This is a genomic window from Achromobacter maghribensis (assembly GCF_057334215.1).
Window position 1 is genome coordinate 29,531 of record NZ_JBHFII010000043.1, and the last position, 23,603, is coordinate 53,133.

29 protein-coding genes and 1 tRNA gene are annotated in these 23,603 nt (G+C 65.1%); 18 read left to right on the top strand and 12 right to left on the bottom strand.

Annotated elements, in window-relative coordinates; all coding sequences use genetic code 11:
* Window positions 1–649 (bottom strand): acyltransferase (locus ACE039_RS17335; protein ID WP_485822923.1); only part of this gene is annotated, 649 nt, incomplete at its 3' end.
* A 214-nt stretch (window positions 650–863) separates the two neighbouring features.
* On the bottom strand, window positions 864–1,832 hold the full coding sequence (locus tag ACE039_RS17340; protein WP_448708895.1) for a Bug family tripartite tricarboxylate transporter substrate binding protein: 969 nt from the start codon (window positions 1,830–1,832) through the stop codon (window positions 864–866).
* A 170-nt stretch (window positions 1,833–2,002) separates the two neighbouring features.
* Here ACE039_RS17340 and ACE039_RS17345 point away from each other — a divergent pair, with 170 nt between their 5' ends.
* The 12 genes from ACE039_RS17345 to ACE039_RS17400 all read left to right on the top strand — a co-directional run bounded on the left by ACE039_RS17345 (window position 2,003) and on the right by ACE039_RS17400 (window position 12,151).
* The gene (locus tag ACE039_RS17345; protein WP_448708896.1) at window positions 2,003–2,857 is read left to right on the top strand and encodes an IclR family transcriptional regulator; all 855 of its coding nucleotides are present in this window, start codon (window positions 2,003–2,005) and stop codon (window positions 2,855–2,857) included.
* Window positions 2,858–2,939: 82 nt separating this feature from the next.
* Complete coding sequence (locus tag ACE039_RS17350) at window positions 2,940–3,206, top strand: exodeoxyribonuclease VII small subunit (protein ID WP_105554896.1); 267 nt, start codon at window positions 2,940–2,942, stop codon at window positions 3,204–3,206.
* A 7-nt stretch (window positions 3,207–3,213) separates the two neighbouring features.
* Window positions 3,214–4,125 carry a polyprenyl synthetase family protein gene (locus ACE039_RS17355; RefSeq protein ID WP_105555537.1) on the top strand — a complete coding sequence of 304 codons (912 nt, stop codon included), beginning with the start codon at window positions 3,214–3,216 and terminating at the stop codon, window positions 4,123–4,125.
* A gap of 53 nt (window positions 4,126–4,178) precedes the next feature.
* Window positions 4,179–6,041 carry a 1-deoxy-D-xylulose-5-phosphate synthase gene (gene dxs / locus ACE039_RS17360; RefSeq protein ID WP_448708897.1) on the top strand — a complete coding sequence of 621 codons (1,863 nt, stop codon included), beginning with the start codon at window positions 4,179–4,181 and terminating at the stop codon, window positions 6,039–6,041.
* A 186-nt stretch (window positions 6,042–6,227) separates the two neighbouring features.
* Window positions 6,228–7,025, top strand: a complete 798-nt coding sequence (gene folE2, locus ACE039_RS17365) for a GTP cyclohydrolase FolE2 (protein WP_448708898.1) — start codon at window positions 6,228–6,230, stop codon at window positions 7,023–7,025.
* 7 nt (window positions 7,026–7,032) lie between these two features.
* Window positions 7,033–7,956 carry a DUF817 domain-containing protein gene (locus tag ACE039_RS17370; RefSeq protein ID WP_448708899.1) on the top strand — a complete coding sequence of 308 codons (924 nt, stop codon included), beginning with the start codon at window positions 7,033–7,035 and terminating at the stop codon, window positions 7,954–7,956.
* Window positions 7,957–8,203: 247 nt separating this feature from the next.
* Window positions 8,204–8,578 (top strand): 30S ribosomal protein S6, encoded by a 375-nt coding sequence (rpsF, locus tag ACE039_RS17375; protein WP_006225050.1) that lies wholly within the window; start codon window positions 8,204–8,206, stop codon window positions 8,576–8,578.
* 51 nt (window positions 8,579–8,629) lie between these two features.
* Window positions 8,630–8,953: a primosomal replication protein N gene (gene priB, locus ACE039_RS17380; protein WP_175177768.1), complete on the top strand. Its 324-nt coding sequence runs from the start codon at window positions 8,630–8,632 to the stop codon at window positions 8,951–8,953.
* 108 nt (window positions 8,954–9,061) lie between these two features.
* Window positions 9,062–9,334 (top strand): 30S ribosomal protein S18, encoded by a 273-nt coding sequence (rpsR, locus tag ACE039_RS17385; protein ID WP_006218308.1) that lies wholly within the window; start codon window positions 9,062–9,064, stop codon window positions 9,332–9,334.
* Between the two features lie 15 nt (window positions 9,335–9,349).
* Window positions 9,350–9,805: a 50S ribosomal protein L9 gene (rplI, locus tag ACE039_RS17390; RefSeq protein WP_427960508.1), complete on the top strand. Its 456-nt coding sequence runs from the start codon at window positions 9,350–9,352 to the stop codon at window positions 9,803–9,805.
* A gap of 127 nt (window positions 9,806–9,932) precedes the next feature.
* Window positions 9,933–10,772 carry an RIO1 family regulatory kinase/ATPase domain-containing protein gene (locus ACE039_RS17395; protein ID WP_448708901.1) on the top strand — a complete coding sequence of 280 codons (840 nt, stop codon included), beginning with the start codon at window positions 9,933–9,935 and terminating at the stop codon, window positions 10,770–10,772.
* Window positions 10,769–12,151 (top strand): replicative DNA helicase, encoded by a 1,383-nt coding sequence (locus ACE039_RS17400; protein WP_006218311.1) that lies wholly within the window; start codon window positions 10,769–10,771, stop codon window positions 12,149–12,151. The genes ACE039_RS17395 and ACE039_RS17400 overlap by 4 nt, the downstream gene beginning before the upstream one ends.
* A gap of 60 nt (window positions 12,152–12,211) precedes the next feature.
* Here the strand turns inward: ACE039_RS17400 and ACE039_RS17405 are convergent, their stop codons facing one another.
* The 5 genes from ACE039_RS17405 to ACE039_RS17425 all read right to left on the bottom strand — a co-directional run bounded on the left by ACE039_RS17405 (window position 12,212) and on the right by ACE039_RS17425 (window position 15,883).
* Window positions 12,212–13,189: a bile acid:sodium symporter family protein gene (locus tag ACE039_RS17405; protein WP_105554889.1), complete on the bottom strand. Its 978-nt coding sequence runs from the start codon at window positions 13,187–13,189 to the stop codon at window positions 12,212–12,214.
* A 112-nt stretch (window positions 13,190–13,301) separates the two neighbouring features.
* Window positions 13,302–14,282: a 4-hydroxythreonine-4-phosphate dehydrogenase PdxA gene (gene pdxA / locus ACE039_RS17410; RefSeq protein WP_485822924.1), complete on the bottom strand. Its 981-nt coding sequence runs from the start codon at window positions 14,280–14,282 to the stop codon at window positions 13,302–13,304.
* On the bottom strand, window positions 14,279–14,587 hold the full coding sequence (locus ACE039_RS17415; RefSeq protein WP_332008075.1) for a hypothetical protein: 309 nt from the start codon (window positions 14,585–14,587) through the stop codon (window positions 14,279–14,281). Before ACE039_RS17415 ends, pdxA begins: the two co-directional genes overlap by 4 nt.
* A gap of 82 nt (window positions 14,588–14,669) precedes the next feature.
* Entirely contained in the window at window positions 14,670–15,128 is a 459-nt protein-coding gene (locus ACE039_RS17420; RefSeq protein WP_006225043.1) for an Lrp/AsnC family transcriptional regulator, read from the bottom strand.
* A 149-nt stretch (window positions 15,129–15,277) separates the two neighbouring features.
* Complete coding sequence (locus ACE039_RS17425; protein WP_448711497.1) at window positions 15,278–15,883, bottom strand: hypothetical protein; 606 nt, start codon at window positions 15,881–15,883, stop codon at window positions 15,278–15,280.
* Window positions 15,884–16,052: 169 nt separating this feature from the next.
* On the opposite strand from ACE039_RS17425, the gene ACE039_RS17430 reads away from it, so the two are divergent.
* Together ACE039_RS17430 and ACE039_RS17435 are read left to right on the top strand one after the other, a co-directional pair.
* A complete protein-coding gene (locus ACE039_RS17430) occupies window positions 16,053–16,298 on the top strand; it encodes a hypothetical protein (protein ID WP_006225041.1) in 246 nt (81 codons plus the stop codon).
* A 226-nt stretch (window positions 16,299–16,524) separates the two neighbouring features.
* A complete protein-coding gene (locus ACE039_RS17435) occupies window positions 16,525–16,758 on the top strand; it encodes a hypothetical protein (RefSeq protein WP_105554886.1) in 234 nt (77 codons plus the stop codon).
* A 7-nt stretch (window positions 16,759–16,765) separates the two neighbouring features.
* On the opposite strand, the gene ACE039_RS17440 is transcribed toward ACE039_RS17435, so the two are convergent.
* Window positions 16,766–17,329, bottom strand: a complete 564-nt coding sequence (locus ACE039_RS17440; RefSeq protein ID WP_448711501.1) for a DedA family protein — start codon at window positions 17,327–17,329, stop codon at window positions 16,766–16,768.
* Window positions 17,326–18,765, bottom strand: coding sequence for an aminotransferase-like domain-containing protein (locus ACE039_RS17445; protein WP_105554884.1), 1,440 nt, complete (start codon window positions 18,763–18,765; stop codon window positions 17,326–17,328). Before ACE039_RS17445 ends, ACE039_RS17440 begins: the two co-directional genes overlap by 4 nt.
* A 169-nt stretch (window positions 18,766–18,934) precedes the next feature.
* On the opposite strand from ACE039_RS17445, the gene ACE039_RS17450 reads away from it, so the two are divergent.
* The 4 genes from ACE039_RS17450 (at window position 18,935) to ACE039_RS17465 (ending at window position 21,627) form a co-directional block, all read left to right on the top strand.
* Window positions 18,935–19,324, top strand: coding sequence for a hypothetical protein (locus tag ACE039_RS17450; RefSeq protein ID WP_448711503.1), 390 nt, complete (start codon window positions 18,935–18,937; stop codon window positions 19,322–19,324).
* A 20-nt stretch (window positions 19,325–19,344) separates the two neighbouring features.
* A tRNA-Met gene (locus ACE039_RS17455) sits at window positions 19,345–19,421 on the top strand.
* A gap of 183 nt (window positions 19,422–19,604) precedes the next feature.
* Window positions 19,605–19,949 (top strand): hypothetical protein, encoded by a 345-nt coding sequence (locus tag ACE039_RS17460; protein ID WP_105554882.1) that lies wholly within the window; start codon window positions 19,605–19,607, stop codon window positions 19,947–19,949.
* Window positions 19,950–20,370: 421 nt separating this feature from the next.
* Window positions 20,371–21,627, top strand: a complete 1,257-nt coding sequence (locus tag ACE039_RS17465; RefSeq protein WP_485822925.1) for a TIGR03862 family flavoprotein — start codon at window positions 20,371–20,373, stop codon at window positions 21,625–21,627.
* A 19-nt stretch (window positions 21,628–21,646) separates the two neighbouring features.
* On the opposite strand, the gene ACE039_RS17470 is transcribed toward ACE039_RS17465, so the two are convergent.
* The 3 genes from ACE039_RS17470 to ACE039_RS17480 form a co-directional block, all read right to left on the bottom strand.
* A complete protein-coding gene (locus ACE039_RS17470) occupies window positions 21,647–22,048 on the bottom strand; it encodes a hypothetical protein (RefSeq protein ID WP_485822926.1) in 402 nt (133 codons plus the stop codon).
* 69 nt (window positions 22,049–22,117) lie between these two features.
* Window positions 22,118–22,477 carry a hypothetical protein gene (locus ACE039_RS17475; protein ID WP_105554879.1) on the bottom strand — a complete coding sequence of 120 codons (360 nt, stop codon included), beginning with the start codon at window positions 22,475–22,477 and terminating at the stop codon, window positions 22,118–22,120.
* Between the two features lie 71 nt (window positions 22,478–22,548).
* Window positions 22,549–23,589, bottom strand: a complete 1,041-nt coding sequence (locus ACE039_RS17480; RefSeq protein WP_485822927.1) for an LLM class oxidoreductase — start codon at window positions 23,587–23,589, stop codon at window positions 22,549–22,551.
* Window positions 23,590–23,603: the final 14 nt, after the last annotated feature.

Genomic DNA, 23,603 nt, shown 5'->3' on the forward strand with positions numbered 1-23,603 from the left:
GGCCGGGCCGGGGAATGCGCATTTCGCCGTCAAAAATCACACGACCGGCCACGAAGTACCCCAGATAGGGCAGGAACCAGGTCAGGAAGAAGCCGTGCGGGGCACCCAGCGCGCGCCGGTACAGCGCGTCCAGGATCGCCACGCCCAGAATGCCCACGACCCAAAGCGCGCGTCCGCGCGGCGTGCTGCGCGCATACAGCAGGCGGGCCAGCGGGGCGAACAGGTACAGACCCACGATCATGTACAGGTACCACAGGTGGTAATACGGTTCGCCCTGGACGACCTTGCGCGGCCAGAACGAAAAGTCGACGCGCCCGTCGTCCCACCAGTCCAGGCCCGTGCGCCATGCCAGATAGAACAAGGTCCAGAAAACCAGCGGGGCGCAGATGCGCGCCATCCGGCGGCTGTAGAACGTGAGGGCGTCGCTGGGCTTGCCGGGGTCCAGCAGCAGGGCGCCGCTGACCATCACGAAGACGGGCACGCACCAACGCGCCGCCGAGTCATACAGATTGGCGGCCAGCCAGGCGCCGCGGCCATAGGCGGCCGGGTCACTGACGATCAGCGCCGCGCTATGCAGCAGCACGACCGCCACGGCCGCCAGCCAGCGGGCGGCGTCCAGGCGAGCGTATCGGTCTTCGGTTTCAGGCAATCCGGGCTCCCGCTGGTGAATCCTTTTTCACCTTAGCAGCGGCATGCGTCCGGCTTCTGTATCCAGCGGTTAGGCAAGGCGTAAAAAACCGACAGGACCCGAATGGGCGCAGTCGGTGGAAAGGGTGGCGGACCGAGAGGCCCGCCACCGTTTCGCGGGCCGGCAAGGCCGCGAACGATTTGTCACTAAACCGTTGGCGGGCAACCGTGCGCGCTTATTGCAGGACGATGTTGGCCTGTTTGATCAGTTGCGACACGATCGGTTGTTCGGTCTTGATCTGCTTGTCCAATTCGGCCGCCGTGCCCGAGCGCGGGTCGATGCCCATGTCCAGCATGCGCTTCTTCACGGCTTCGTCCTGCAGGGTCTCGGTCAACGCGGCCTGCAGTTTTTCCAGCACCGGAGCCGGCGTGCCCTTGGGCGCCACGAAGCTGAACCAGGCCGTCATGTCGAAGGCAGGGTAGCCTTCTTCGGCCAGCGTCTGCAGCTTGGGCAGCGTCGCCAGCCGAGACGGGCTGGTGATGGCGAAGACCTTGACCTTGCCGGCGTCCGCCTGCGGCATGCCGGTGGCGACCATGTCGAAGAACAGGTCCACGTCGCCGCTGATCAGCGCGGGCAGGGCCTGGGTCGCGCCCTTGAAGGGGACGTGCAGGATGTCGATGCCGGCGCGTTCCTTGAACAGTTCGCCAGCCAGGTGCGACGACGTGCCGGGGCCGAAGGTTGCGAACGTCAGCTTGCCCGGATTCTGCTTGGCGTAGGCCACCACGTCCTGCGTGCTGTTGAACGGCCGCTTGGGGCTGGACAGCAGCACCAGCGGGCCGACGCCCACCATGCCGATGCGGGCAAAACCGTCCGGGTCGTAGGGCAGTTCCTTATACAGATAGCGGTTGGTCACCAGCGTCGAGTTCGTGGCCATCAGGATGGTATAGCCGTCGGGCTGTTCCCGCGACACGTAGGCCGCGCCGATGGACGTGCCCGCGCCTGCCTTGTTTTCCACGATCATGGGCTGGCCCAGGGTCTTGGCCATGCGTTCGGCCAGGATGCGGGTCAGCACATCGGTGGCGCCGCCCGCCGGGAAGGGCGAGACGACCTTGATGGGCCGGGCCGGATACGTGTCGGCTTGCGCGCCCAGCGCGGCGGCGCTGAGCAGTACGGTGGCCAGCAGTTTGATACTCGTGCGAATCATGTTTTCCCCTTGAAATCGCGTGCGTGAGTGGAGGACGGGCTTGGCTTGGCCGGATCGCGCCGCCAGGGGCGCCGCAGTGGCTTGCCAAGTCTCCTTGGATCATTTAAATTCCGTTATATGGAATTTAGTTTTGTTATTCGAAATAAACTATAAAAACGAAGCGAATAGAAATGCAATCTTTTTCTGATGCCAAGCGGGTAATCCATGCGGCCACCAAGCCCGACGAAAGGCTGGAACTCAGCCAGCCCGCGCGCCGCAAACGCACGGCCGGCGTGGGCGAGGGCGCCAATTCCCCCGACTTCATCACCGCGCTGGCGCGGGGGCTGGACGTGCTGCGCTGCTTTCGCCATGGCGTGACCGCACTGGGCAACCTGGACCTGGCGCGCCTGACCGGCCTGCCCAAGCCCACCATCAGCCGGATCACCTACACGCTTACCGAGCTGGGCTACCTGCGTTATCACCCGGATACCGGCAAGTACTCGCCCGGCTATGGCGTGCTGGCGCTGGGCTTTGGCCTGCTGGCCGGGCTCGAGGTGCGCGAACTGGCCAAGGCCTCGATGACCGAACTGGCCCGCGACACCGGCGGCGCGGTCGCGCTCGGCGCGTTCGACGGCGACGCCATGACTTATGTGGAAGCGATCCACGGATCTTCCGCGCTGTACCTGCGCCTGCCGGTCGGCTATCGCGCCAGCCTGGACAGCGCAATGGGACGGGCCTATCTGGCCAGCCTGCCGCCCGGCGCGTGCGACGAGACGATGGCGCGTCTGGGGGCCGCCGCGCCTCCCGTTGACGCCATTGCCCGTGCACGCGGGGAACTCCAGGAATCAGGCTGCTGCTTCGCCATTGGCGAGTGGCAGTCGGGCATTAACGCCGTCGCGGTGCCGTTTACGTCCATCACCGGCGAAGGCGTCTTCGTGATGAGCTGCGGCGGCCCTGCCAGCCTGTTGCCGGAACCCGAACTGCGCACGCGCGTGGCGCCGGCGCTGCGGGCGGCGATCGCGGGTCTTGCGGGGACATCCGCATGATCGCGCGGGTGTAGCCGGCTCTGGCGTGGCGATCTCGTACAATTCGGAGATTGATCCACCCCTAGCGCCCTCGGAGACCCGTTTGGCCAAACCCACACAAGCCGATCCGCAGATCGACGACCGTCCCTTGCCCCAGGATTTCGAAACGGCCCTGGCCGAATTGGAGTCATTGGTTGCGGCCATGGAAGACGGATCGTTGCCGCTTGAGCAATCGCTGGCCGCCTACCGGCGCGGTGTTGCGCTCACCCGGGTCTGCCAAGACCGCTTGGCGCAGGCCGAACAGCAGGTGAAGGTCCTGGAGGGCGACTTGCTGCGCCCACTGGACCCCGCAGCGCTGGATGACGAATAAGAATCCGATGAAGCAAACTCAACTCGCTTTCCCGGAGTGGCTGCAGGGGCGCGTGCGGCACGTCGAAGACGTCCTGGACGACCTGATGCCTCCTGCGGATGTGCTGCCGGTCCGCCTGCATGAAGCCATGCGCTACGCCGTCCTGGGCGGCGGCAAGCGGGTACGCGCCGCGATGGTCTATGCCGCCGGCCAAGCCTGCCCGGTCAGCGGCAGCGTGCTGGCCATCGAGGCCTCGCTGGACCGTGCCGCCGCGGCGGTGGAACTGATCCACGCGTATTCGCTGGTCCACGACGACTTGCCCTGCATGGACGACGATACGCTGCGCCGTGGCCAGCCCACGACGCACGTCAAGTTCGACGAAGCCACCGCCATGCTGGCGGGTGATGCCTTGCAGCCGCTGGCCTTCGACCTGCTGGCCTCCATGCCGATCGCGCCCGCCCTGGTCGTGCAGGCGACCCAGTCGCTGGCGCGCGCCGCCGGCAGTCAGGGCATGGCGGGCGGGCAGGCCATCGACCTGCTCAGCGTTGGCCGTTCCCTGTCGCGCGACGATCTGCAAACCATGCACAGCATGAAGACCGGCGCCATGCTGGCCTGCAGTGTGGCGCTGGGTGGCATCGTCGCGGGGGCAAGCTCGGCCTCGCGCCAGGCGCTGGACGCCTATGCCCAAGCGATGGGCCTGGCCTTCCAGGTCGTGGACGATATTCTTGATGTGACCGCCGATACCGCCAGCCTGGGCAAGACCCCGGGCAAGGACGCGGCGGAGAACAAGCCGACGTACGTGTCGCTCCTGGGCTTGTCCGAGGCGCGGGCGTTCGCCGACGAATTGCGTGAAGCGGCGCTGGCGGCGTTGGCGCCTTTGGGCGATGCTGGCGGGCGCCTGGCGCAGTTGGCCGACTTCATCGTCCTTCGAGACCGCTGATCCGTGACCAGCCCGGCCTGAATCCACGCCGGGTCAACGAACCCCATAAAAGCATGACGACTGATTTATTGGACCGCATTCAATCCCCGGCAGACCTCAAGCGCCTGGATCGTCGCGAGCTGAAAAAGCTAGCGGACGAACTGCGCGGCTTCGTGCTGGAGTCGGTATCCAAAACGGGCGGGCACCTGTCGTCCAACTTGGGCACGGTCGAGCTTACGCTGGCGCTGCACCAGGTGTTCGACACGCCGCATGATCGCATCGTCTGGGACGTGGGCCACCAGTCGTACCCGCACAAGATCTTGACCGGGCGCCGCGCCGGCATGGCGCAACTGCGCCAGGCGGGCGGGATTTCAGGCTTTCCCAAGCGCAGCGAATCCGAATACGACGCCTTTGGCACCGCGCATTCGTCGACGTCCATTTCGGCCGCGCTGGGTATGGCGGTCGCGTCGCGCAACGCCGGCGTGCAGCGCCAGCACATCGCCGTCATCGGCGATGGCGCCATGTCCGCCGGCATGGCGTTCGAGGCCATGAACAACGCGGGCGTCACGCCCAACATCAACCTGCTGGTGATCCTGAACGACAACGACATGTCGATCTCGCCGCCGGTGGGGGCGCTGAACCGCTATCTGGCGCGTTTGATGTCGGGGCGCTTCTACGCCGCGGCCAAGAATGTCGGCCGCGCCGTCCTGCAGCATGTGCCGCCGGTGCTTGAGCTGGCGCGCCGGTTCGAAGAGCATGCCAAGGGCATGGTCACGCCGGCCACGCTGTTCGAAGAGTTCGGCTTCAATTACGTCGGCCCCATTGACGGCCACGACCTGGACGCCCTGGTGCCCACGTTGCAGAACCTGAAGGCCTTGCAAGGCTTGCAGTTCCTGCACGTGGTCACGAAGAAGGGGCAGGGCTACAAGCTCGCCGAAGCCGATCCGGTGCTGTATCACGGGCCGGGCAAGTTCGATCCCGCCGTTGGCATCCAGCAATCCAAGGCACCGGGCAAGCGCACCTTCACCCAGGTGTTCGGCGGCTGGCTGTGCGACATGGCGGAACAGGATTCGCACCTGGTCGCCGTCACGCCCGCCATGCGCGAAGGCAGTGGCCTGGTGGAATTCGAAAAGCGGTTCCCGCTGCGCTATTTCGACGTGGGCATCGCCGAGCAGCACGCCGTGACGTTTGCCGCCGGCATCGCCTGCGAAGGGCAGAAGCCCGTCGTCGCGATCTACTCGACCTTCCTGCAGCGCGGCTACGACCAGCTCATCCATGATGTGGCCTTGCAGAACCTGGACGTGACCTTCGCGCTGGATCGCGCGGGCATCGTGGGCGCCGACGGCGCCACCCATGCCGGCAACTATGACACCGCGTTCCTGCGCTGCGTGCCGAACATGGTGGTCGCCACGCCGTCGGACGAAAGCGAAGCGCGTCTGCTGCTGTCCACCTGTTATCAGTACCCGGGCCCGGCATCCGTGCGCTATCCGCGCGGCGCGGGCTGCGGCGCGCCGGAAGGCGCCGGGCTGGACACGGTTGAATTGGGCCGCGGGGTGGTGCGCCGCGAAGGCAAGAAGATCGCCATCCTGGGCTTTGGCACCCTGGTGCAGGCCGCGTTGGCGGCGGCCGGCAAGCTGGACGCCACGGTGGCCGACATGCGCTTCGTCAAACCCATTGACCGCGAACTGATCCTTGACCTGGCGGCCCGGCACGATGCGCTGGTCACGCTGGAAGACGCGTCGATCATGGGCGGGGCGGGCAGCGCGGTGCTCGAGACCCTGAGCGCCGCCGGCGTGCAGATTCCCGTGCTGCAGCTGGGTTTGCCAGACGCCTTCATCGACCATGGCGAACAATCGGCCCTGTTGGCAGGCATCGGCCTGGATGCCGCCGGCATCGAACAGTCGATCCGCGCCCGCTACGCCGATCTGCTGGCCTGACGGGTTTAGGGCTCCGGACAAGGGCGCCGCTTTTGTCCGGCATATGAAACACACTGTTCCGGCCCCGCCAACCTACGGATAGAAGGGTTTTCCCTGGCGGTTGCCGGGGTTTGGGCGATAATGGCCGTCTCTCAAAGTTTTCTAGGCCGTGCGCGAGCGACTGATTGCCTAGACAGGTAAGCTGACATGAATTCTCCGATCGACCCCGCCATCGTGATGCCCGACGTCCAGAGCTCGGCGGACACCCGGCACATCCCGATTCAACGCGTGGGCATCCGTGGCGTGCGCCACCCCATGCTGATTGAAAGCGGCGATGGCTCGGCCCAAGGCACTGTCGCCAACTGGACCCTGACGGTGGCGCTGCCGCCCGAAGAAAAAGGGACGCATATGTCCCGTTTCGTCGCGCTGCTGGAAAAATACCGCAGCACCCCCATGACGCCGACCCTGTTCCGCGCCATGGCGGCCGACATGCTGCCGTTGCTGCATGCCGACCGTGGCGACATCACGGCGTCGTTCCCGTACTTCATCAACAAGTCGGCGCCCATCTCCGGCGTGCAAAGCCTGCTGGACTACGAAGTCCAGTGGATCGCGCGTGCCAAAGGCGATGGCGTCGAATTCGAACTGATCGTGCAGGTGCCCGTCACCAGCCTCTGTCCGTGTTCCAAGGCCATCTCGGAATATGGCGCGCACAACCAGCGCTCGCATGTCACCGTGTCGGCGATTCTCAGCGACGACATCAGCATGGATGGTGTCATTCGCCTGATCGAAGAGGAAGGCTCGTGCGAACTCTGGGGCCTGCTCAAGCGCCCTGATGAAAAGTACGTGACCGAGCGCGCCTACGACAATCCCAAGTTCGTCGAAGACCTGGTGCGCGACGTGGCCGCCCGCCTGAACGCGCATCCGGGTATCGCCCGCTATCGCGTCGAAGCCGAGAACTTCGAATCGATCCACAACCACTCGGCCTACGCCGTCGTGGAAGGCTGAGCGTTCCGTGAGCCATCCGGCGGCCAGTGACTGGCCGCTTATCGCGGGGCTGCAAGAGTGGGAATCGCGGCTGGCCAGCAATTTGGCCGGCCGCGGCCGTTTTGGCGTCGCGTTCTACGAGTTCTTCCGCTTTGGCGCAAAGCAGGCCTGGGCCTGTCTGTTCGGCGGCCTGATGTGCGCGCTGTTGTTGGGCACGCACTGGTGGTATCCCAAGGATGCGCTGCTGGCCCGCTACGATTTCCTGACCCTTGCCGCGCTGGGCATTCAGGCCTTGCTGCTGGCACTGCGCATGGAGACCTGGAGCGAAGCCCGCGTGATCCTCATGTTCCATGTGGTGGGCACCGGCATGGAACTGTTCAAGACGGCGGCGGGGTCCTGGATCTACCCCGAGGCCAGCGTGCTTCGGATTGGCGGCGTGCCGCTGTTCACGGGCTTCATGTATGCGGCCGTGGGCAGCTACCTGGCCCGGGTGTGGCGCCTGTTTGATTTCCGCTTCCGCGCCCATCCGTCGATGGCCGCGACCGTGGCGCTGTCGGTGCTGATCTATGTGAATTTCTTCGCGCATCACTTCATCATGGATTTCCGCTGGGCGCTGTTCGGCTTGACGGCGGCGCTGTTCGCGCGCACCTGGGTGTATTTCCGGATCTGGCGAGTCTACCGGCGCATGCCGTTGCTGCTGGGTTTCGTGCTGGTGGCCCTGTTCATCTGGTTTGCCGAAAATATCGGCACCTTTGCCAATGCCTGGCGCTATCCCAACCAGTCGCATGCCTGGGAATGGGTGTCGATCGCCAAGCTGGGCTCGTGGTTCCTGCTGATGATCATCAGCTATGTGATGGTCAGCGTGGTCAACCGGCCACAGGAAATCGATGTTGCCGATCTGCCTCAGCCAGTCGCCCAAGGCGATGGAAATAGTCCGTCCCTTATTTCCTGAGCCCCTTGCGGCTTGCGCCATGCCGTCCGATCGGTGATAATCGAGGGCTTTCTTGCTCGACCGCCCATGGTTTTTGGGTAGCGGGCTGCCCCTTGCGGGCCGACGTCTTAGCGTGCTGAAACCCTACCGGGACCCCAAAATGGAGCAATCCGCGGCGGTGGACCGGGAACAGGGCAGTGCGACACCCATGATGGAAAGCGCGGGTGCAGGATGTTGGCCAGCGAGACATCCTCAAGGAGTTTTACTCATGCGTCACTACGAAGTAGTGTTTATCGTTCACCCCGACCAAAGCGAGCAAGTGCCCGCCATGGTCGAACGTTACCAAGCGCTGGTCACGGGCCAAGGCGGCTCGGTTCATCGCCTGGAAGACTGGGGTCGCCGTCAACTGGCCTACCCGATCCAGAAGCTGGTCAAGGCTCACTACGTTTGCCTGAACATCGAGTGCGGCCAAGCCACGCTGGATGAGCTGGAGCACTCGTTCCGCTACAACGACGCCGTTCTGCGCCACCTGGTCATCAAGACCAAGAAGGCCCAGTCCACGCCCTCGATCATGATGAAGTCGGTTGAGCGCGAAGAAGCCCGTAAGGCTTCGGCTGAAGCAGCGCCGGCTCAGGCCGAGTAAGCAGGGCTCACGCAGAGCTCATCCCGTGAAGTCCCCTTGGTGCACGGCAGGATGAACAAGCTGGAACTCAGCGCCCGCGTTCTTGAATGCGAGCCTTTGCGCCACACTCCCGCCGGACTGCCAGCGCTGGAAATGCTGCTGGCACACGAATCGGAAGTCATTGAAGCCGGCCACCCGCGCCGTGTCGAATTGACGATTACCGCCGTGGCACTAGGCGATCTGGCGTTGCTGTTGAAGAACACCGCGTTAGGGTCTGAATTGCTGGTGCAGGGGTTTTTGGCTCCCGCCCGCAAAGACTCGGTGAAGATCAAGCTGCATTTGCAGCAGGCACGCAAGATCAGCGGCAGCGCAGGGCGCGATCCGCAGGTGGCTTGAAGGGAATGGGCAAAAGGTGCGAGAGCGCCTTCTGAATACGGATAGGTTATGGGAGTTTGGCCCGGTTATCGATAACCACCAGATCCCTCAAACATAGAGGCACATATCATGGCTTTCTTCGGAAAACGCAAAGAAAAACGCAAATTCACGCAGCAGAACCCGCTCTTCAAGCGTCGTAAGTTCTGCCGCTTCACCGCAGCCGGCGTCGAAGAGATCGACTACAAGGATCTGGACACCCTGCGCGACTTCGTGCAAGAAAACGGCAAGATCATCCCGGCTCGTCTGACCGGCACCAAGGCAATCTACCAGCGCCAGCTGGACACGGCCATCAAGCGCGCGCGCTTCCTGGCTCTGTTGCCTTACACCGACAACCACAACTAATCCGGGGCACTGAAAATGCAAGTTATTCTGCTCGAAAAAGTCGTTAACCTGGGCAACCTGGGTGAAGTCGTTCGCGTGCGTGATGGTTACGCCCGCAACTTCCTGATTCCCCAGCGCAAGGCTCGTCGTGCAACCGACGCCGCCCTGAAGGAATTCGAAGCTCGCCGCGCCGAGCTGGAAAAGGTTCAGGCTGAAAAGCTGGCCGCCGCCCAGGCTCTGGGCGAGCGCGTCTCCGGCTTCCAGCTGAAGATCGCTCAGAAGGCCGGTGTTGACGGCCGTCTGTTCGGCTCGGTTACCAATGCCGACATCGCCGAAGCGCTGAAGAAGGCCGGTTTCGAAGGCATTGAAAAGGCGCAAGTGCGTCTGCCCAATGGCCAGCTGAAGTCGATCGGCGAGTTCCCGATCCAGGTCGCCCTGCACGCCGACGTTCTCGTCGACGTCACGGTTCTGGTTGAAGGCGAACTGTCCTAAGCCGGTACCCGCAGTACAAAGAAGCCGGCCCGCGCGCCGGCTTTTTTTCTTTTTGCCCGGCCGCCATTGCGTGTAGCCTTTCGGGCATCGCGCATGAAGCGCGCCAATGTTTCGTACCGAGGACCCCTTGACTCAGCCGCCCGTTCATCACAACGCGCCGCCCGGCCTGCGCGCCTGGCTTGACAGCGTTGATGCCTCGCGCGAACCCTCCGTGCGGGACGTGACGATCGACGGTGTGCGCTGCATCATCAAGCGCCGCCGCCCAAGCTTCGGCCGCGGCGTGGCCTATGCGCTGCGCTATGTCCGGGCCGTTTTGCTGGGCGTGGGCTGCAAGCTGTTCCTGGGTGAATTCCCACGCCCCGGCGTGCTGTTGCAGAACGGCCTCGCCCATGAGGCCCAACGCCTGTCGACGCTGTTGCAGGCGGGTTGCCGCGTGCCCGAAGTGTGGTGGCAAGAGCAGGGCCTGCTGGTACTGGAATACGTGGGCGAAGACCTGGCCGACCTGATCCGCAACGAGGATTCCACCTCGCAGTTATGGCTGGCTCGCGCGGCCGCCAACGACATGGCGGCGTTCCACGCCCGCGGGATGTGGCATGGCGGGGCGCAAATCCGCAATATCACGCTGCGCGACGGCGAACTGTGGCGTATCGATTTCGAAGAGAACATCGGGTCCACGCTGTCCCGCCCGTTGGCCCAGGCGTACGATTTGTTCCAGATGCTGGCGTCGCTCGTGTCTTTGCGTAAACTGCCGGATGAGGTAGCCGTGACGCTGGGTGAACTGGCGCTGCGCGTCTATCTCGAGAGCAACCCTGACCCCGAGGTCAAAGTTCGCCTGACGCGCCTGGCGCGCGTCCTGTGCGGCGTCGCAACGCCCTTGCGGCCCCTGTTGCGCCGCTTGCCCTCGCGCGACGTCCAGGGCTTTTTCCGCGCTGCCGATATCTTGCAGCCGTTACTATTGAAGTTATGAACACACCTGCCGATCCCCAGCTCGAATACCTGCGCGTTCCACCCCATTCGATCGAGGCGGAGCAGTCGGTTCTGGGCGGCCTGCTGCTGGACAATACCGCGTGGGACCGCATCGCCGACGTGCTGGTCGAAGAAGACTTCTACCGCCACGACCACCGGCTGATCTGGCACCACATTGCCCGCCTGATCGGGCTGGCGCGTCCCGCCGACGTCATCACCGTCAATGAATCGCTGATCAGCGCCGGCAAGGCCGAAGATTCGGGCGGGCTGGCTTATCTGAACGCGCTGGCGCACAACACGCCGTCGGCCGCCAACATTCGCCGCTACGCCGAAATCGTGCGTGAGCGCGCCATGTTGCGCAAGCTGGTGTCGATCGCCGACGAGATCTCCTCGGCGGCATTGAACCCTCAGGGCAAGGAAGCGCGGCAACTGCTGGATGAAGCGGAATCCAAGGTGTTCAAGATCGCCCAGGAAGGCTCGCGCGGCGCCGCGGGCTTCCAGGAGATCCAGCCGCTGCTGACCCAGGTCGTCGAGCGCATCGATGAGCTCTACCACCGGGAAGGCAGTTCGGACGTCACCGGCGTGCCGACGGGCTTCACCGACCTGGACAAGATGACCTCGGGCATGCAGGGCGGCGACCTGATCATCGTGGCGGGACGTCCGTCCATGGGCAAGACGTCGTTCTCGATGAACATCGGCGAACACGTGGCGATCGAACAAGGCCTGCCCGTGGCCGTGTTCTCCATGGAAATGGGCGCGGTGCAGCTGGCGATGCGTATGCTGGGTTCGGTCGGCTTGCTGGACCAGCACCGCATGCGTACCGGCAAGCTCATCGCCGATGACTGGCCCCGCGTGACCCACGCAGTGCAGCTCATGCAGGATGCGCAGGTCTACATCGACGAGACGCCCGCATTGAGCCCGATGGAAGTGCGCGCGCGCACGCGCCGCCTGGCCCGCCAGTGCGGCCAATTGGGCCTGATCATCATCGACTACCTGCAGCTGATGTCGGGTAACGGTTCGGGCGAAAACCGGGCTACCGAAGTGTCGGAAATCAGCCGATCGCTGAAGGGCCTGGCCAAAGAGCTGAACTGCCCGCTGATCGCGCTGTCGCAGTTGAACCGAAGCCTGGAACAGCGCCCGAACAAGCGCCCCGTGATGAGCGATTTGCGCGAATCCGGCGCTATCGAACAGGACGCCGACGTCATCCTGTTCATCTACCGCGACGAGGTCTACAACCCCGATTCGCCGGACAAGGGCACGGCCGAGATCATCATCGGCAAGCAGCGTAACGGGCCGATCGGCACGGTGCGGCTGACGTTCCAAGGGTCCAGCACGCGCTTCCTGAACTTCTCGGGCGCGCAGCCTCGCGACATGTACTGACGCCTGGCGATGACCCAAAAAAAACCGCGCCGTGGCGCGGTTTTTTACGTCCCGGGCGGCTCAGCCTTCGATTTCGGGACGCTTGCCGTAGCGTGCGGCCAGGACGCCGCACACCATCAGCTGGATCTGGTGAAACAGCATCAGGGGCAGCACGATGGCGCCGACCGCGTGGCCGGCGAACAGCACCTGCGCCATCGGGATGCCGCTGGCCAGGCTCTTTTTCGAGCCGCAGAAGAGCAGGGTGATGCGGTCTTCGACATTGAACCCCAACAGCTTGCCGGCCAGTGCGGACAGGCCCAGCGCCAGGGCCAGGATCACGGCGCAGCAGACCACCAGACCCACCAGCGCGGGGATCGGCGTGGTGCTCCACAGGCCTTCATTGATGGCTTCCGAGAACGCGGTGTAGACCACCAGCAGGATCGAACCCTGGTCGACGAACTTCAGCATCGCCTTGTGCTTGTGCACCCAGGCGCCGATCCAGCGGCGGGCGAACTGGCCCAGCACGAAGGGAAGCAACAGTTGCAGCATGATTTTTCCGACCGCGTCGAACGAGATCGGGGCGCTGCCGGCGTTGGCCACCACCGTGCCGACCAGCAGCGGTGTCAGGAAAATACCCAGCAGGCTGGATGCCGACGCGCTGCACACGGCGGCGGGCACGTTGCCGCGCGCCATGGACGTGAACGCGATGGCCGACTGCACCGTGGCCGGCAGGCAGCACAGGAACAGGATGCCCAGGTAAAGCTCGGGGGTCACCAGCGGTTCCAGCACCGGCTTGAGGGCCAGGCCCAGCAAGGGGAACATCAGGAACGTGGCGGAGAAGATGGTCAGGTGCAACTTCCAGTGTGTCAGGCCGGCGATGATGGCCTCGCGGGACAGGCGCGCCCCGTGCAGGAAGAACAGCAGGCCGACGGCAATGTTGGTGATCCAGCCAAATATCACGACGCCTTGCCCGTGCGCGGGCACGATGCTGGCGATGATGACGGTGCAGATCAGGTAGAGGGTGAAGCGGTCGGGCAGAAGGCGGACAAGGCGTGACATAAAGGGATAAAGGGCAAGTCGGGAAAGCGGCGGCGCGCAAGGGCGCCGGAAACGGGGCGTATTGTAGTCCCGCGCCCGCCGCGGCCCTAGGGCCCGCGCCGGACCAGAGCCCCTAGGGCGTCATGGCCAGCGCCAGATCGAAGGCGGCGACCAGCGAGGCCTGGTCGGCCACGCCGCGGCCCGCAATGTCGAAAGCGGTGCCGTGGTCGACACTGGTGCGCACGAAAGGCAGCCCCACCGTGACGTTCACGCCGTGGTCCAGTCCCAGGTACTTGACGGGGATCAGGCCTTGATCGTGGTACTGGGCCACGACGATGTCGAACTCGCCGCGGCGCGCGCGCATGAAGATTGTGTCGCCGGGCCACGGGCCGCTGGCATCGATGCCTTCGTCGCGGGCGCGAGCGATGGCGGGTTCGATGATGTCGATGTCTTCGCGGCCGAACTTGCCGCCTTCGCCCGCATGCGGGTTCAGTCCGGCCACCGCCACCCGGGGCGCGGCAATGCCCATTTGCCGGCACGCGCGGTCGGCCAGCCGCATCGCGGTCAATTCGGCGTCGGGCGTGATGCGGGCGATGACGTCCGCCAGCGCGACATGGATCGTGACCAGCAGGACGCGCAACTCGTCGTTGGCCAGCATCATGGCAAAGTCCTGCGTTGCGGAACGCTCCGCCAGGATCTCGGTGTGGCCGGGATAATCGATGCCGGCCTCGTGCATGGACTTCTTGTTCAGCGGGGCGGTGACGATCGCGCGGATGCGGCCGGCCTGCGCGTCGTCGATGGCGGCGCAGACGTAGTCGTAGGCGCCGCGTCCGGCGGCGGCGCTGATCTGCCCGGCGGGCAGGTCGGCCGGCAAGGCGGGGCTGCAGGCAACGACGTTGATGCGCCCGGCATCGGGCTGGGCCTGGTCCACGCTGCGGATTTCAACGATATCCAGGCGCGCGCCCAACTGGGCCGCGGCACGGCGCAGCGCGCCGGCGTCGCCGTACACCACGCAGGGCGCATTCAAGCCTTGCGCATACGCCTTGACGACGATTTCGGGGCCGATGCCGGCGGCATCGCCCATGGTGACTCCCACGGGCAGGAAGGATTTCACGATGCTTTGTCTTTAGGAGGATCGATGGCGCCGCATTCGAACGTCACGGTCGCGCGCTTGGAGCCCAGGCCCGTCGCATGGTTGGACGTCACCTTGGGTTTTTGCAGCTTGCGGCCCAGGGATTGGCAGTATTGATCGGCGCGTTGCAGCGTCTGATTCTTGAGTTCGACCCAGGTCAACAGCTGCGTGCCGGAACTGTACGTAACGCTGTACGTGTCCTTGTCGACGGACGTGACCTCGCTCATGCTGGAACAGGCGGCAAGCAGGGTCAACAGGGCAGCGGCGGAGGCAAGGCGTGCAAGCATGGGTTGTCCAGAAATCTCGTTATCCGCCATTACAACACCATGTCGGGCCGCGAGAAAAGGCGGGCGGCCCGGGGCCCGCGCGTCAGGGGGCGGCGACGGCGCTGCGGCGGTCCACCTTGCGGCTCAGCACGATCGACGTCTGTGTCTGCTTGACGCCGTCGATCAGGCCGATGCGGTCCAGCAATTCATCCAGCTGCTCATGGGTTTCGCACCGCAGGAAAATCAGATAGTCGTAGGGGCCGCTCACGGAAGACACCTCTTCCACTTCGGGCATCCGTTCCAGTTCGCGGATCACGGCAGCGGGCGTTTTGGGCAGCACGCTGATGAAGCAGTAGGCGCGCACGGCGGCTTCTTCCAGCAGCCGGCCCAGGCGCACGCCATAGCCCGAGACGATGTGCTCGCGCTCCAGCCGGGCGATGCGCGCCACCACGGTGGTGCGGGCCAGCCCCAGCTTGCGCGCCAGAATGGCGGCGGGTTCGCGCGCGTTGGCGGAAAGCAGGCTGAGCAGTTGCCGGTCAATGGCGTCGAGTCGTTCGTTCATGCGGAGGGCGAAGGGGCGGGGCAGGAGTGCCGACGGTACAGGCGGCGGCATGCCGGCGTCAATGCGCAGGCATGCGCGCGGGTGATTGCCAATGCTTGACGGCCGATGCGTGACTGCCGATGGGGGCATGGGCCGGTCAGGTCGGCAGCCTAGCCGTCGGATTCCGGCGGGATGCCGCCATGGTAGACGCGGCCGTCGAACTCGAAGCGCGTGATGGTCTTGTGCGCGGCGTCGAAGATGCGGTCGCGGCTGGCGTCGTCCGGCCCGTCGTGATCGGCGAAGCGGAAGCGGCACAGATCGATGTCGCTGTCGTAGAACACCGTATGCACGAAGCGGCTGACATCGGATTCATGGGCGAAATGCGCGAACTCGCGCAGCTGCTCCATTTCGTGGAAGGCGCCGTTGCGGCTGACAAGCAGCATGCCGAATTTGCGCTCTTCGTCGGCCTCGGGTTCCGGCGCGGGCGGCGCTTCGGCCGTCAGTGGGTCTTCGTAGTCGAAGTGGGCGCCAGCGTCGCGCATGGCGGCCAGCACCTTCTGCCATTCCCGCTCGTCCAGCGTCAGGCGGGCCATCATATAGAACAGGCGCTGGCGACCCAGCTGGCGCGGTTCGGGGCCGCCGGCGTAGCTGGGCCAGGGGGTGGCCGCGTCCAACCCCGCCAGTTCCGCCATGCGTGCGTCGCTGTAGCCCAGGCGGTCCTGCAAGCGCTGCAGGGACTGGGCGTCCGGGGGGGCGTAGTTCTGGATCGTCTTCATGAGCGCGCTCCGGTGGCCCAGGGCGCCATGGATGCGCCGGGGGCGTGCGCCGCGGTGCCCTTGCGGCTACGCTTCATGCTAGCGCGGCGCGTGGCGCTTGCCTAGCGTCGTCCGGCCCGCAGCGCCATGCTAGGATTTGCGCCGACTCACAATGCCAGGAGGCTTATACATGGACATCCAGGAACAAATCGCCGTCATCGTGCACACCATTTCGCACCAGGGCGGCCGTATCGACGCGCTGAATTCGACCTTGCTGTCGATGCTGCATCTGGTCAAGGCGTCGCCCGGTTTGCGCGAAGCGATCGAGGCCCAACTTGAGCAGAACTACTCCAGCCTGCTGGCCCGCTCCGAAAATCCGCAATACGTGGCGGGATTCGAAAGCGTGCGCGACATGATTGCCACCGCGCTGAAGTAACCGGTTCCGCGCCGAAGTTACCCACAGCTTCTGTGGACAAGCCTTGGGATAGTCCGGGCATAGATGCGTAATTTCCTTTGTTAACAAGGGCTTGGAAAGGGCGGTCAAAGGTGGCTCCTTTTGCGCTTTCAAAGTCCCTGTTTCAATGTCCTACACGGGACGCCCAAGCCGGGTAATATGCGGCCCCATGCGGAATCAGTATCGATTGGAACACCGGGGCGGAGCCATGTTGGCTCGCGTCTCGGAAGCGGCAAAGCTGGCGGCGTTCGACCCCGGCAAACTTACTCCCGAAGCGCGCCAGAGCTGGGAGCGCATGGGGCATGGCTTCAAGGCCTGGCACGACTTCGACCAGCGTCATCCCATCCTGCGCCGCCTGGCGTTGCTGCCGCTGATCGGCGGCTGGTACCGCAAGGCACGGCGGCGTCACGTGCTGTACGCCAGCGGCCGCGTCGTCTGTTGACTTCCGGTCAGCGCCTGCGCCGTGTGGCGAGGTGGTACGCCAGCCAGATCGTCACGCCGATCACGGCGGCCACCGCCAGTTTGGTTTCCACGCCATGCAGGCGCCCCAGCAGCGACTCGATGGTCTGCCCGAAGACGTAGCCCAGCAGGCTGAAACCTACCGCCCAGATGGCGGCGGCGATCGCATTGAGCACCAGGAAGCGCAGCGCCGGCACGCGGGACATACCCAATGCCACCGGGCCGACGGTGCGCAACCCATACAGGAAACGCAGGCTCAGGATAAAGCCGTGCGGATAATGGTCGACAAGCGCCAGGGCGCGTTCGAAGGCGGGCTTCTCGCGGATGCGCCGCACCAGGCGGTGATCGCGATAGCGCCGGCCCAGGAAGAACAGCAACTGGTCGGCCACGAAAGAACCGGCGAAGGCGCACAGCATCACTTCGGGCAAGCGCAGCAGATGCTGATGCGCCAGGAATCCCGCGAACACCACCACGCTTTCGCCTTCCAGGAAGGTGCCGCCCAGCACGGCCCATAAACCGTAGTCGACGATGAACTGGTGCAGCGCCGGATTCATCCCTCGCGCTCGCCGACGATGCGCGCCAGGGTCAGCAGGGCGCGGGAGATGTCAGGCGTGGTGCGCTGGCCGCAACTGATGCGCAGGAAGTGGTTATAGCGTGTGCCATTCGAAAACATTGCGCCCGGCGCGACGCGGATGCCTTGTTCAAGCGCGGCCTCGAAAACGTCCATGCCCGACCGGCCGCCGGGCATTTCCACCCACAGCAGCATGCCGCCTTGCGGCACGCTCAGGCGGGTGCCGCGCGGAAAGTGCGCGGCGATGGCTTCGGCCGTCTGGTCGCGCTGGATTTTCAACAGCCTGCGCAGTCGTGCCAGATGCCGGTCATAGGCACGCGATCCCAGGAACTCGGCAACGGCGATCTGCGCCAGAGGCTCGTTGGGACGGCTTTGCGCGAACTTCAGCATGGCGATGCGGGCCTTCCAGCGCCCGCCCAGCAGCCAGCCCAGGCGCATGCCCGGCGCCAGGGTCTTGTGCATGGATGAACAATAGATGACGTTGCCGGTCGCGTCCCAGGACTTGGCCGCGGCGAGCGGGGTGTCGTCGTCGGTCAGCGCACCATAGGTGTCGTCTTCGATCAACGGCACCTGCTGGCGTTCGCACAGTGCCACCAGCCGGGCCTTTTCCGCGTCGGGCATCACGCAGCCCAGCGGGTTCTGAAAATTGGGCACCACGACGACGGCGCGGATATTGCCGTGCGTCTGGAAAGCCAGGTCCAGCGCCTCGATCGACAAGCCGTTCTGCGGGCTGGTGGGAATCTCCAGCGCCCGCATCCCGAGGCTCTCCAGGATCTGCAGCAGGCCGAAGTAGGTCGGCGATTCGACGGCGATGGTGTCGCCGGGCCGCGCCACCGCGCGCAGCGCCAGGTTCAGTGCTTCGATGCAGCCGTGCGTGACGATGACGTCGTCGGGCGTGGCGTTGATGCCATTGGCCAGCGCGCGGCGCGCCAGCACCGTGCGCAGTTCCGGGTGGCCTTGCGGCGGGACGGGGCTGACCAGCACCTGCGGCGACATGCGCAGGGCGCGCGTCATCGCCTGTTTCAGCGCTTCCATCGGATACGCCTCCGGCACCGCCGCAGCCAGCGCGAAGTTGGCGCTGACGGGATGCGCCTCGCACTTGGCGATGAAATCCGAAACGCGGTCATGAATGCCCACGTACTGCGCTGCGCCCAGTGTCTGGCGGATGTCGGGTTCGTTGACCGGCGGGATGCTGTTGCGGCGTGGTTGCAGGACGAAATAGCCCGAGCGGGGCCGGGCTTCAATCAGCCCGTCGTCTTCCAATTGGCGGCACGCCTGCAACGCGGTGGACAGGCTGACGTGATGGGTGCGCACCAGCGTGCGGACTGACGGCATGCGCTGGGCGGGCGCCAGCACGCCCGTCTGGATGGCGCGCCGATAGTGGTTCGCCAGGCGGAGATACAGCGGTTGTGGGTCCATGCGCCGATCATGCTCCCCGAGGTTGGAATGAAGGTAGGCACAGATTCATGGAAAGTACACCATAACAGCATCGAAATCGAGCATCTGCATCGGTACAGAAAGGCCTGGGGTGTGGCTGTTGCGCAAAGCAGGGGCCGCGTAGCCTGTCAGGGTCCGACTGGAGATCACCATGAATGCCGAACCCGACGCCCAATTCACTCAACCCGAGGCCCATCGCCTGGAAATCGCCACCGGCGCATGCCGGTTTTTGACGCTGCGAGCCGGCGCAACGCTGGTCTGTGTGGCGGGCAGCGTGCGCGTCGAAGAGCCGTCTGCGGGCGTTGAAGCCGCCAATGGCCTGGTTATGCCGGTGCCCATCCGCCTGAATGCGGGTGAAGCGCACGGGGTCGGCTACGGTGGGGCAGTGCGGGTGACGGCGATCGCCCCGGCGGAGGTGATTTGTTTGGACGTTCCGGGTCCTTTGGACCGCTTTTTCCGGCTGGCGGCGAGAATTTTTCGAATAAATGGGCCTGAAAACACGAATAATCCGCTGGTTGCGCTGCACAAGATTTCAAAATGATGTATAGTTCACACATCAGACGCGGGGTGGAGCAGTCTGGCAGCTCGTCGGGCTCATAACCCGAAGGTCGTAGGTTCAAATCCTGCCCCCGCAACCAGTTTCAGAGAAAAAGCCGCGATTCCAATCGCGGCTTTTTTTCGTCCTTTTTTTGTCTGCGACTTGCCTTGGGTCAATCCTTTGTTCCAGCCCGGAGTTTCCCGGGTATTGCAGGCCGCACAGCGCCGCAGCCCTGAGCTACCATGGGTCACGCGCGCTAGTTCGCCGCACTCGAGGAGGGTCCATGGGTACCGCAAAATACGATCATCCCGGCTATGTCGCCGACGCCGGCGCCGAAGGCAAGTATCACGTTGGCATCTGGTGCCCGCACGGTTACCCCGCGCACATCCATATCGGCCGGCCAGCGGAACGCGGTGATCCCCAGGCGCTGCTGCGCCTGCGCATTCCCGATGGTGTCTTCCAGTCGCTCCCCGACGATCCCGAAACCCTGTGCCGCCGCGCGTTGGGCCAGGCCATGGACGCCGGCCTGCTGCGTTCCGTGGGCGTGGATGGCGAATACCAGGAGCTGCGTTTCCAACTGGACGCGGAACCCTGGTCCGGCCCGATGCAGGCGGCGGGCAACGCCTGACGCCGGGAAAAATCTGACGGGGGAAGTTACCCACAGCGACTGTGGACAAGCCTTGGGATAGCCTTTGCGCATGTCCAAATTGTCCTGTCATAACAAAGGCTTGGCGCCTGCGGTCAATAAATGGCCGGCGCCGGGCCTTTTTTTCTCCACCCGCCACCTTTTCACGGCGTGGGGCCCTTTTTCCCGCCGGGCCGCCCCAAGGGAAAAAGCGCCCCCTCGGGGGGCAGCAAGCATGCGAAGCATGCGCGGCGTGGGGGCCAAGAGAGAATTGCGCCGATGGGGCCTTCCTTTCGGTTTTAGTCGTCGTGCGACAATCCTCCCCTTCGCGGCCCGCACCGCGTGCCCCCTGTCCTGACAACCTTGATTTCCCCATGCCGTGTCCTTTGACCCCGCACGCCCCCGCCTTGATGGCGCCGGCGCCATGACCATGAACGCTTCCAAACGCGTCGCCGTCATCGGTGGCGGTCCGGCGGGCCTGATGGCGGCAGAGGGGCTGGCTGCCCAAGGCTTGCAGGTAGACGTATTCGATGCGATGCCCTCGGTCGGCCGCAAGTTCCTGATGGCGGGGCGCGGCGGGTTGAACCTGACACACAGCGAGCCCGCGGCCCCATTCCTGGCGCGCTACGGCGAGTGCGCCACGCAAGTGGCGCCCTGGCTTGCCATGATGGACGCCGCCGCGTTGCGGGAATGGGCGCATCAACTGGGCGTCCAGACCTTCGTGGGGTCGTCGGGACGCGTCTTTCCCCAGGAAATGAAGGCGGCGCCGTTGTTGCGGGCCTGGCTGGCCCGGCTGCGTGCAAGCGGCGTGCGTTTTCATATGCGGCATCGCTGGTTGGGATGGCCGCCAGGCGATGAGCCGTCCGCGCAAGCCCTGCGGTTCGACACCCCGGAAGGCATGCGCACCGTGGCGGCAGATGCCGTGGTGCTGGCCCTGGGCGGCGGAAGTTGGGCCAAACTGGGATCGGATGGCGCCTGGGTCGCCGGATTGCGGGCGCATGGCGTGAATGTGACGCCGCTGCGCCCCGCCAACTGCGGGTTCGACGTGGCGTGGTCCGAGCACTTCCGGCAGCGCTACGCAGGTAAGCCGGTCAAATCCGTCGCGATGTCGTGTTCGTTGCCCGCTGGCGGCCTGTTGGCCCGGCAGGGCGAATTCGTGGTGTCGGAGACGGGTATCGAGGGCAGTCTGGTCTATGCGCTGTCCGCGCCCTTGCGTGATCGGATTGACGCACAAGGGCAGGCCGTCGCCACGCTGGATCTGGCGCCTGACTGGTCACAGCAAAAGGTCATGGCCGCGGTCACGCATCCACGTGGGGCGCGCTCCATGTCGAGCCATCTGCAAAGCCGCCTGGGGCTGACCGGCGTGAAAGCCGGCCTGTTGCGCGAATGCGCCTCCGCCGACGATTTCAAGGACCCGGAGCGGTTGGGGTTGCGGATCAAGGCCCTGCCACTGACGCTTCTACGCGCCCGCCCCATGGACGAAGCCATCAGCACCGCAGGGGGAGTGTCGTTCGATGCCGTGGACGCCAACCTGATGCTGCGCCTGGCGCCAGGCGTGTTTGCCGCGGGCGAAATGCTGGATTGGGAAGCGCCCACGGGGGGCTATCTGCTGACGGCCTGCATGGCCAGCGGCCGAGTGGCCGCGTTGGGCGTAACGGATTATCTGGCGGGCAAGTCCTAGGGGCTTTCGCCTGCGCGGATCAGGAACCCGTGGGGTAGGGCGCCATGCCCAGCGGCGTGCGCGGCGCCAGGTCGCCCACGACATGGCCCACAACCGGCGGGCTGCCGTCGGGCTGCGTAATGATGCCGATGACACGCGTGATCGCGCTGGCGGGAATATCGGTGCCGTGGGCGGGATCCTGCACCAGTTGCCAGATCGTGGCGACCGGGTCCACATCCCCCTGCGTTTCCGTCGAGGTATCCAGGCAGCTGCGGGCGAAGAAGGACCAGTCCGAAGCGCTGCAAGGCAGGCCATGCGCGGTAGCCAGGCGGGCCAGGGCAAGCGGCGCGTCCGGCTGGCCAGCAGCGTGCTGGGCGGCAGCGCCCAGCGAGACATCCAGCGACAGCAGGCGGAGAAACTCTACGACGTTGTCCGAATTCATTGTGGGGGTCTCCTGTGGCTGTTCTGGTTCAGTGCCGGCCGCTGCTGACAGGCCGGTAATAAGGGGCGTTTAGCCGGGGCCTTGCCCCAGCATCGACACCAGCGATTTCTTCAGGCGGGCTGAAAAAATCGGTACCGTATGAGAAACGCCGTTCCGGTCGACGCCTTCCTTGAGTTCGACCGATTGTCCCAGGAAAATTTCCGGCGCGGCGTTGATTTCGTTGTAGCGGGCCAGCAGTTCGTCAACGTGCGCTTGCGCATCAGCCAGGGTGCTGCTGTCCGCGAGCTTGCCCGCGGCATGGGCTTGCAGAATTCGGTGCAGATCGTCGATGAACAGCGCCAATGCCGCTTGTCCACGGCATTGCGGCTGTTCCCAGCCCCAGCCCTGGGGGGCTGCGCCAGCGTTCTGCGGTACAGGTTTTTTGTTCATTTTCGAATCCTAATCCATTGCCGGCAAATACGCGACCGCCGCGGCCGGGCCGCATTGTAGGCCGGACCGGTCTACCAGCGGGCGGGGGCGGGAGCCACGCCGTCATGCGAAGGGAAGTGGGGCAGCACTTCCTCGGCCAGTTCCTGGATCACTTCGGCCGGCGGGCGTTCCGAGAACTGGATGCCAAGCGCCGCGTGGTTGACGCCGGCCGCTTGCCAACGTGCCAGCAGGTCCAGCAGGCCCCGGCGCCCCGTGCGCAGCACGTAGCCGCCTTGCATCGGCGTGCGCGGATGGTCCGGGTCGGCGCTCAAGTCCAGCCATTCATTGGTCGCGTGCGGTCTGAACCCGGCATCCGGGATCAACGCCCGCCAGGAGCGGATCTTTTGCGCCAGCCGTTGCGGGCCGGCGTCGTCATGGGTGCTGTCGGGATACGTCAGCCAGCCGTCCGCGTGTTCGCCGACCCATTGCGGCGTTTGGCGGCTAGAGCCCGTGATCAGCAACGGCACGCGCCCGGCCGACGGCTTGGGCAGCAACTGTGGTCCCGCCAGCCGGCCCAGGGGCGAATCGATGGCGCCATGGGGGGCTTGCATCAGCTGCCGGAAGTAGGACACGGTTTGGGCGAACCTGTCGCCGCGCTGCGCGGGGTCCAGTCCATAGGCGGGGAACTCGACGGGGCGGTCGCCCGAGGCGATTCCCATGACCAGCCTGCCGCCGGACAGTTGGTCCAGCGTGGCGGCCGCCTTGGCGAGATCGATCGGATGCCGCAACGGGAACACCGCGCTGCCCGTGGCGAGCGCGACGCGTTCGGTGCGGGCCGCCAGATAGGCAAGATAGGAGAAGGGGTCGAACACCTGTCCTGCGTCGCCGAAGCTGGGATCGAAAAGCGGGACATCGCGAACCCATGCCGCGGCAAAGCCCCGACGGTCGATGTCGGCGACCAGGTCGGCCTGGCCTTGCAGCACTGCCATGTCGCCTTGGTAGAACCGCAAGGGAAGGAAGATGCCCACCGTCAGCCGGTCGGGGGCGAACATGCGCCGGTAGCCGGGATGCAAGGCAAACGCGGGCGCGGAGGCGCCAGAGGGAAGTGTCGGGGCGGCGGAGGAATGGGGCATGGAGACAGTCATAG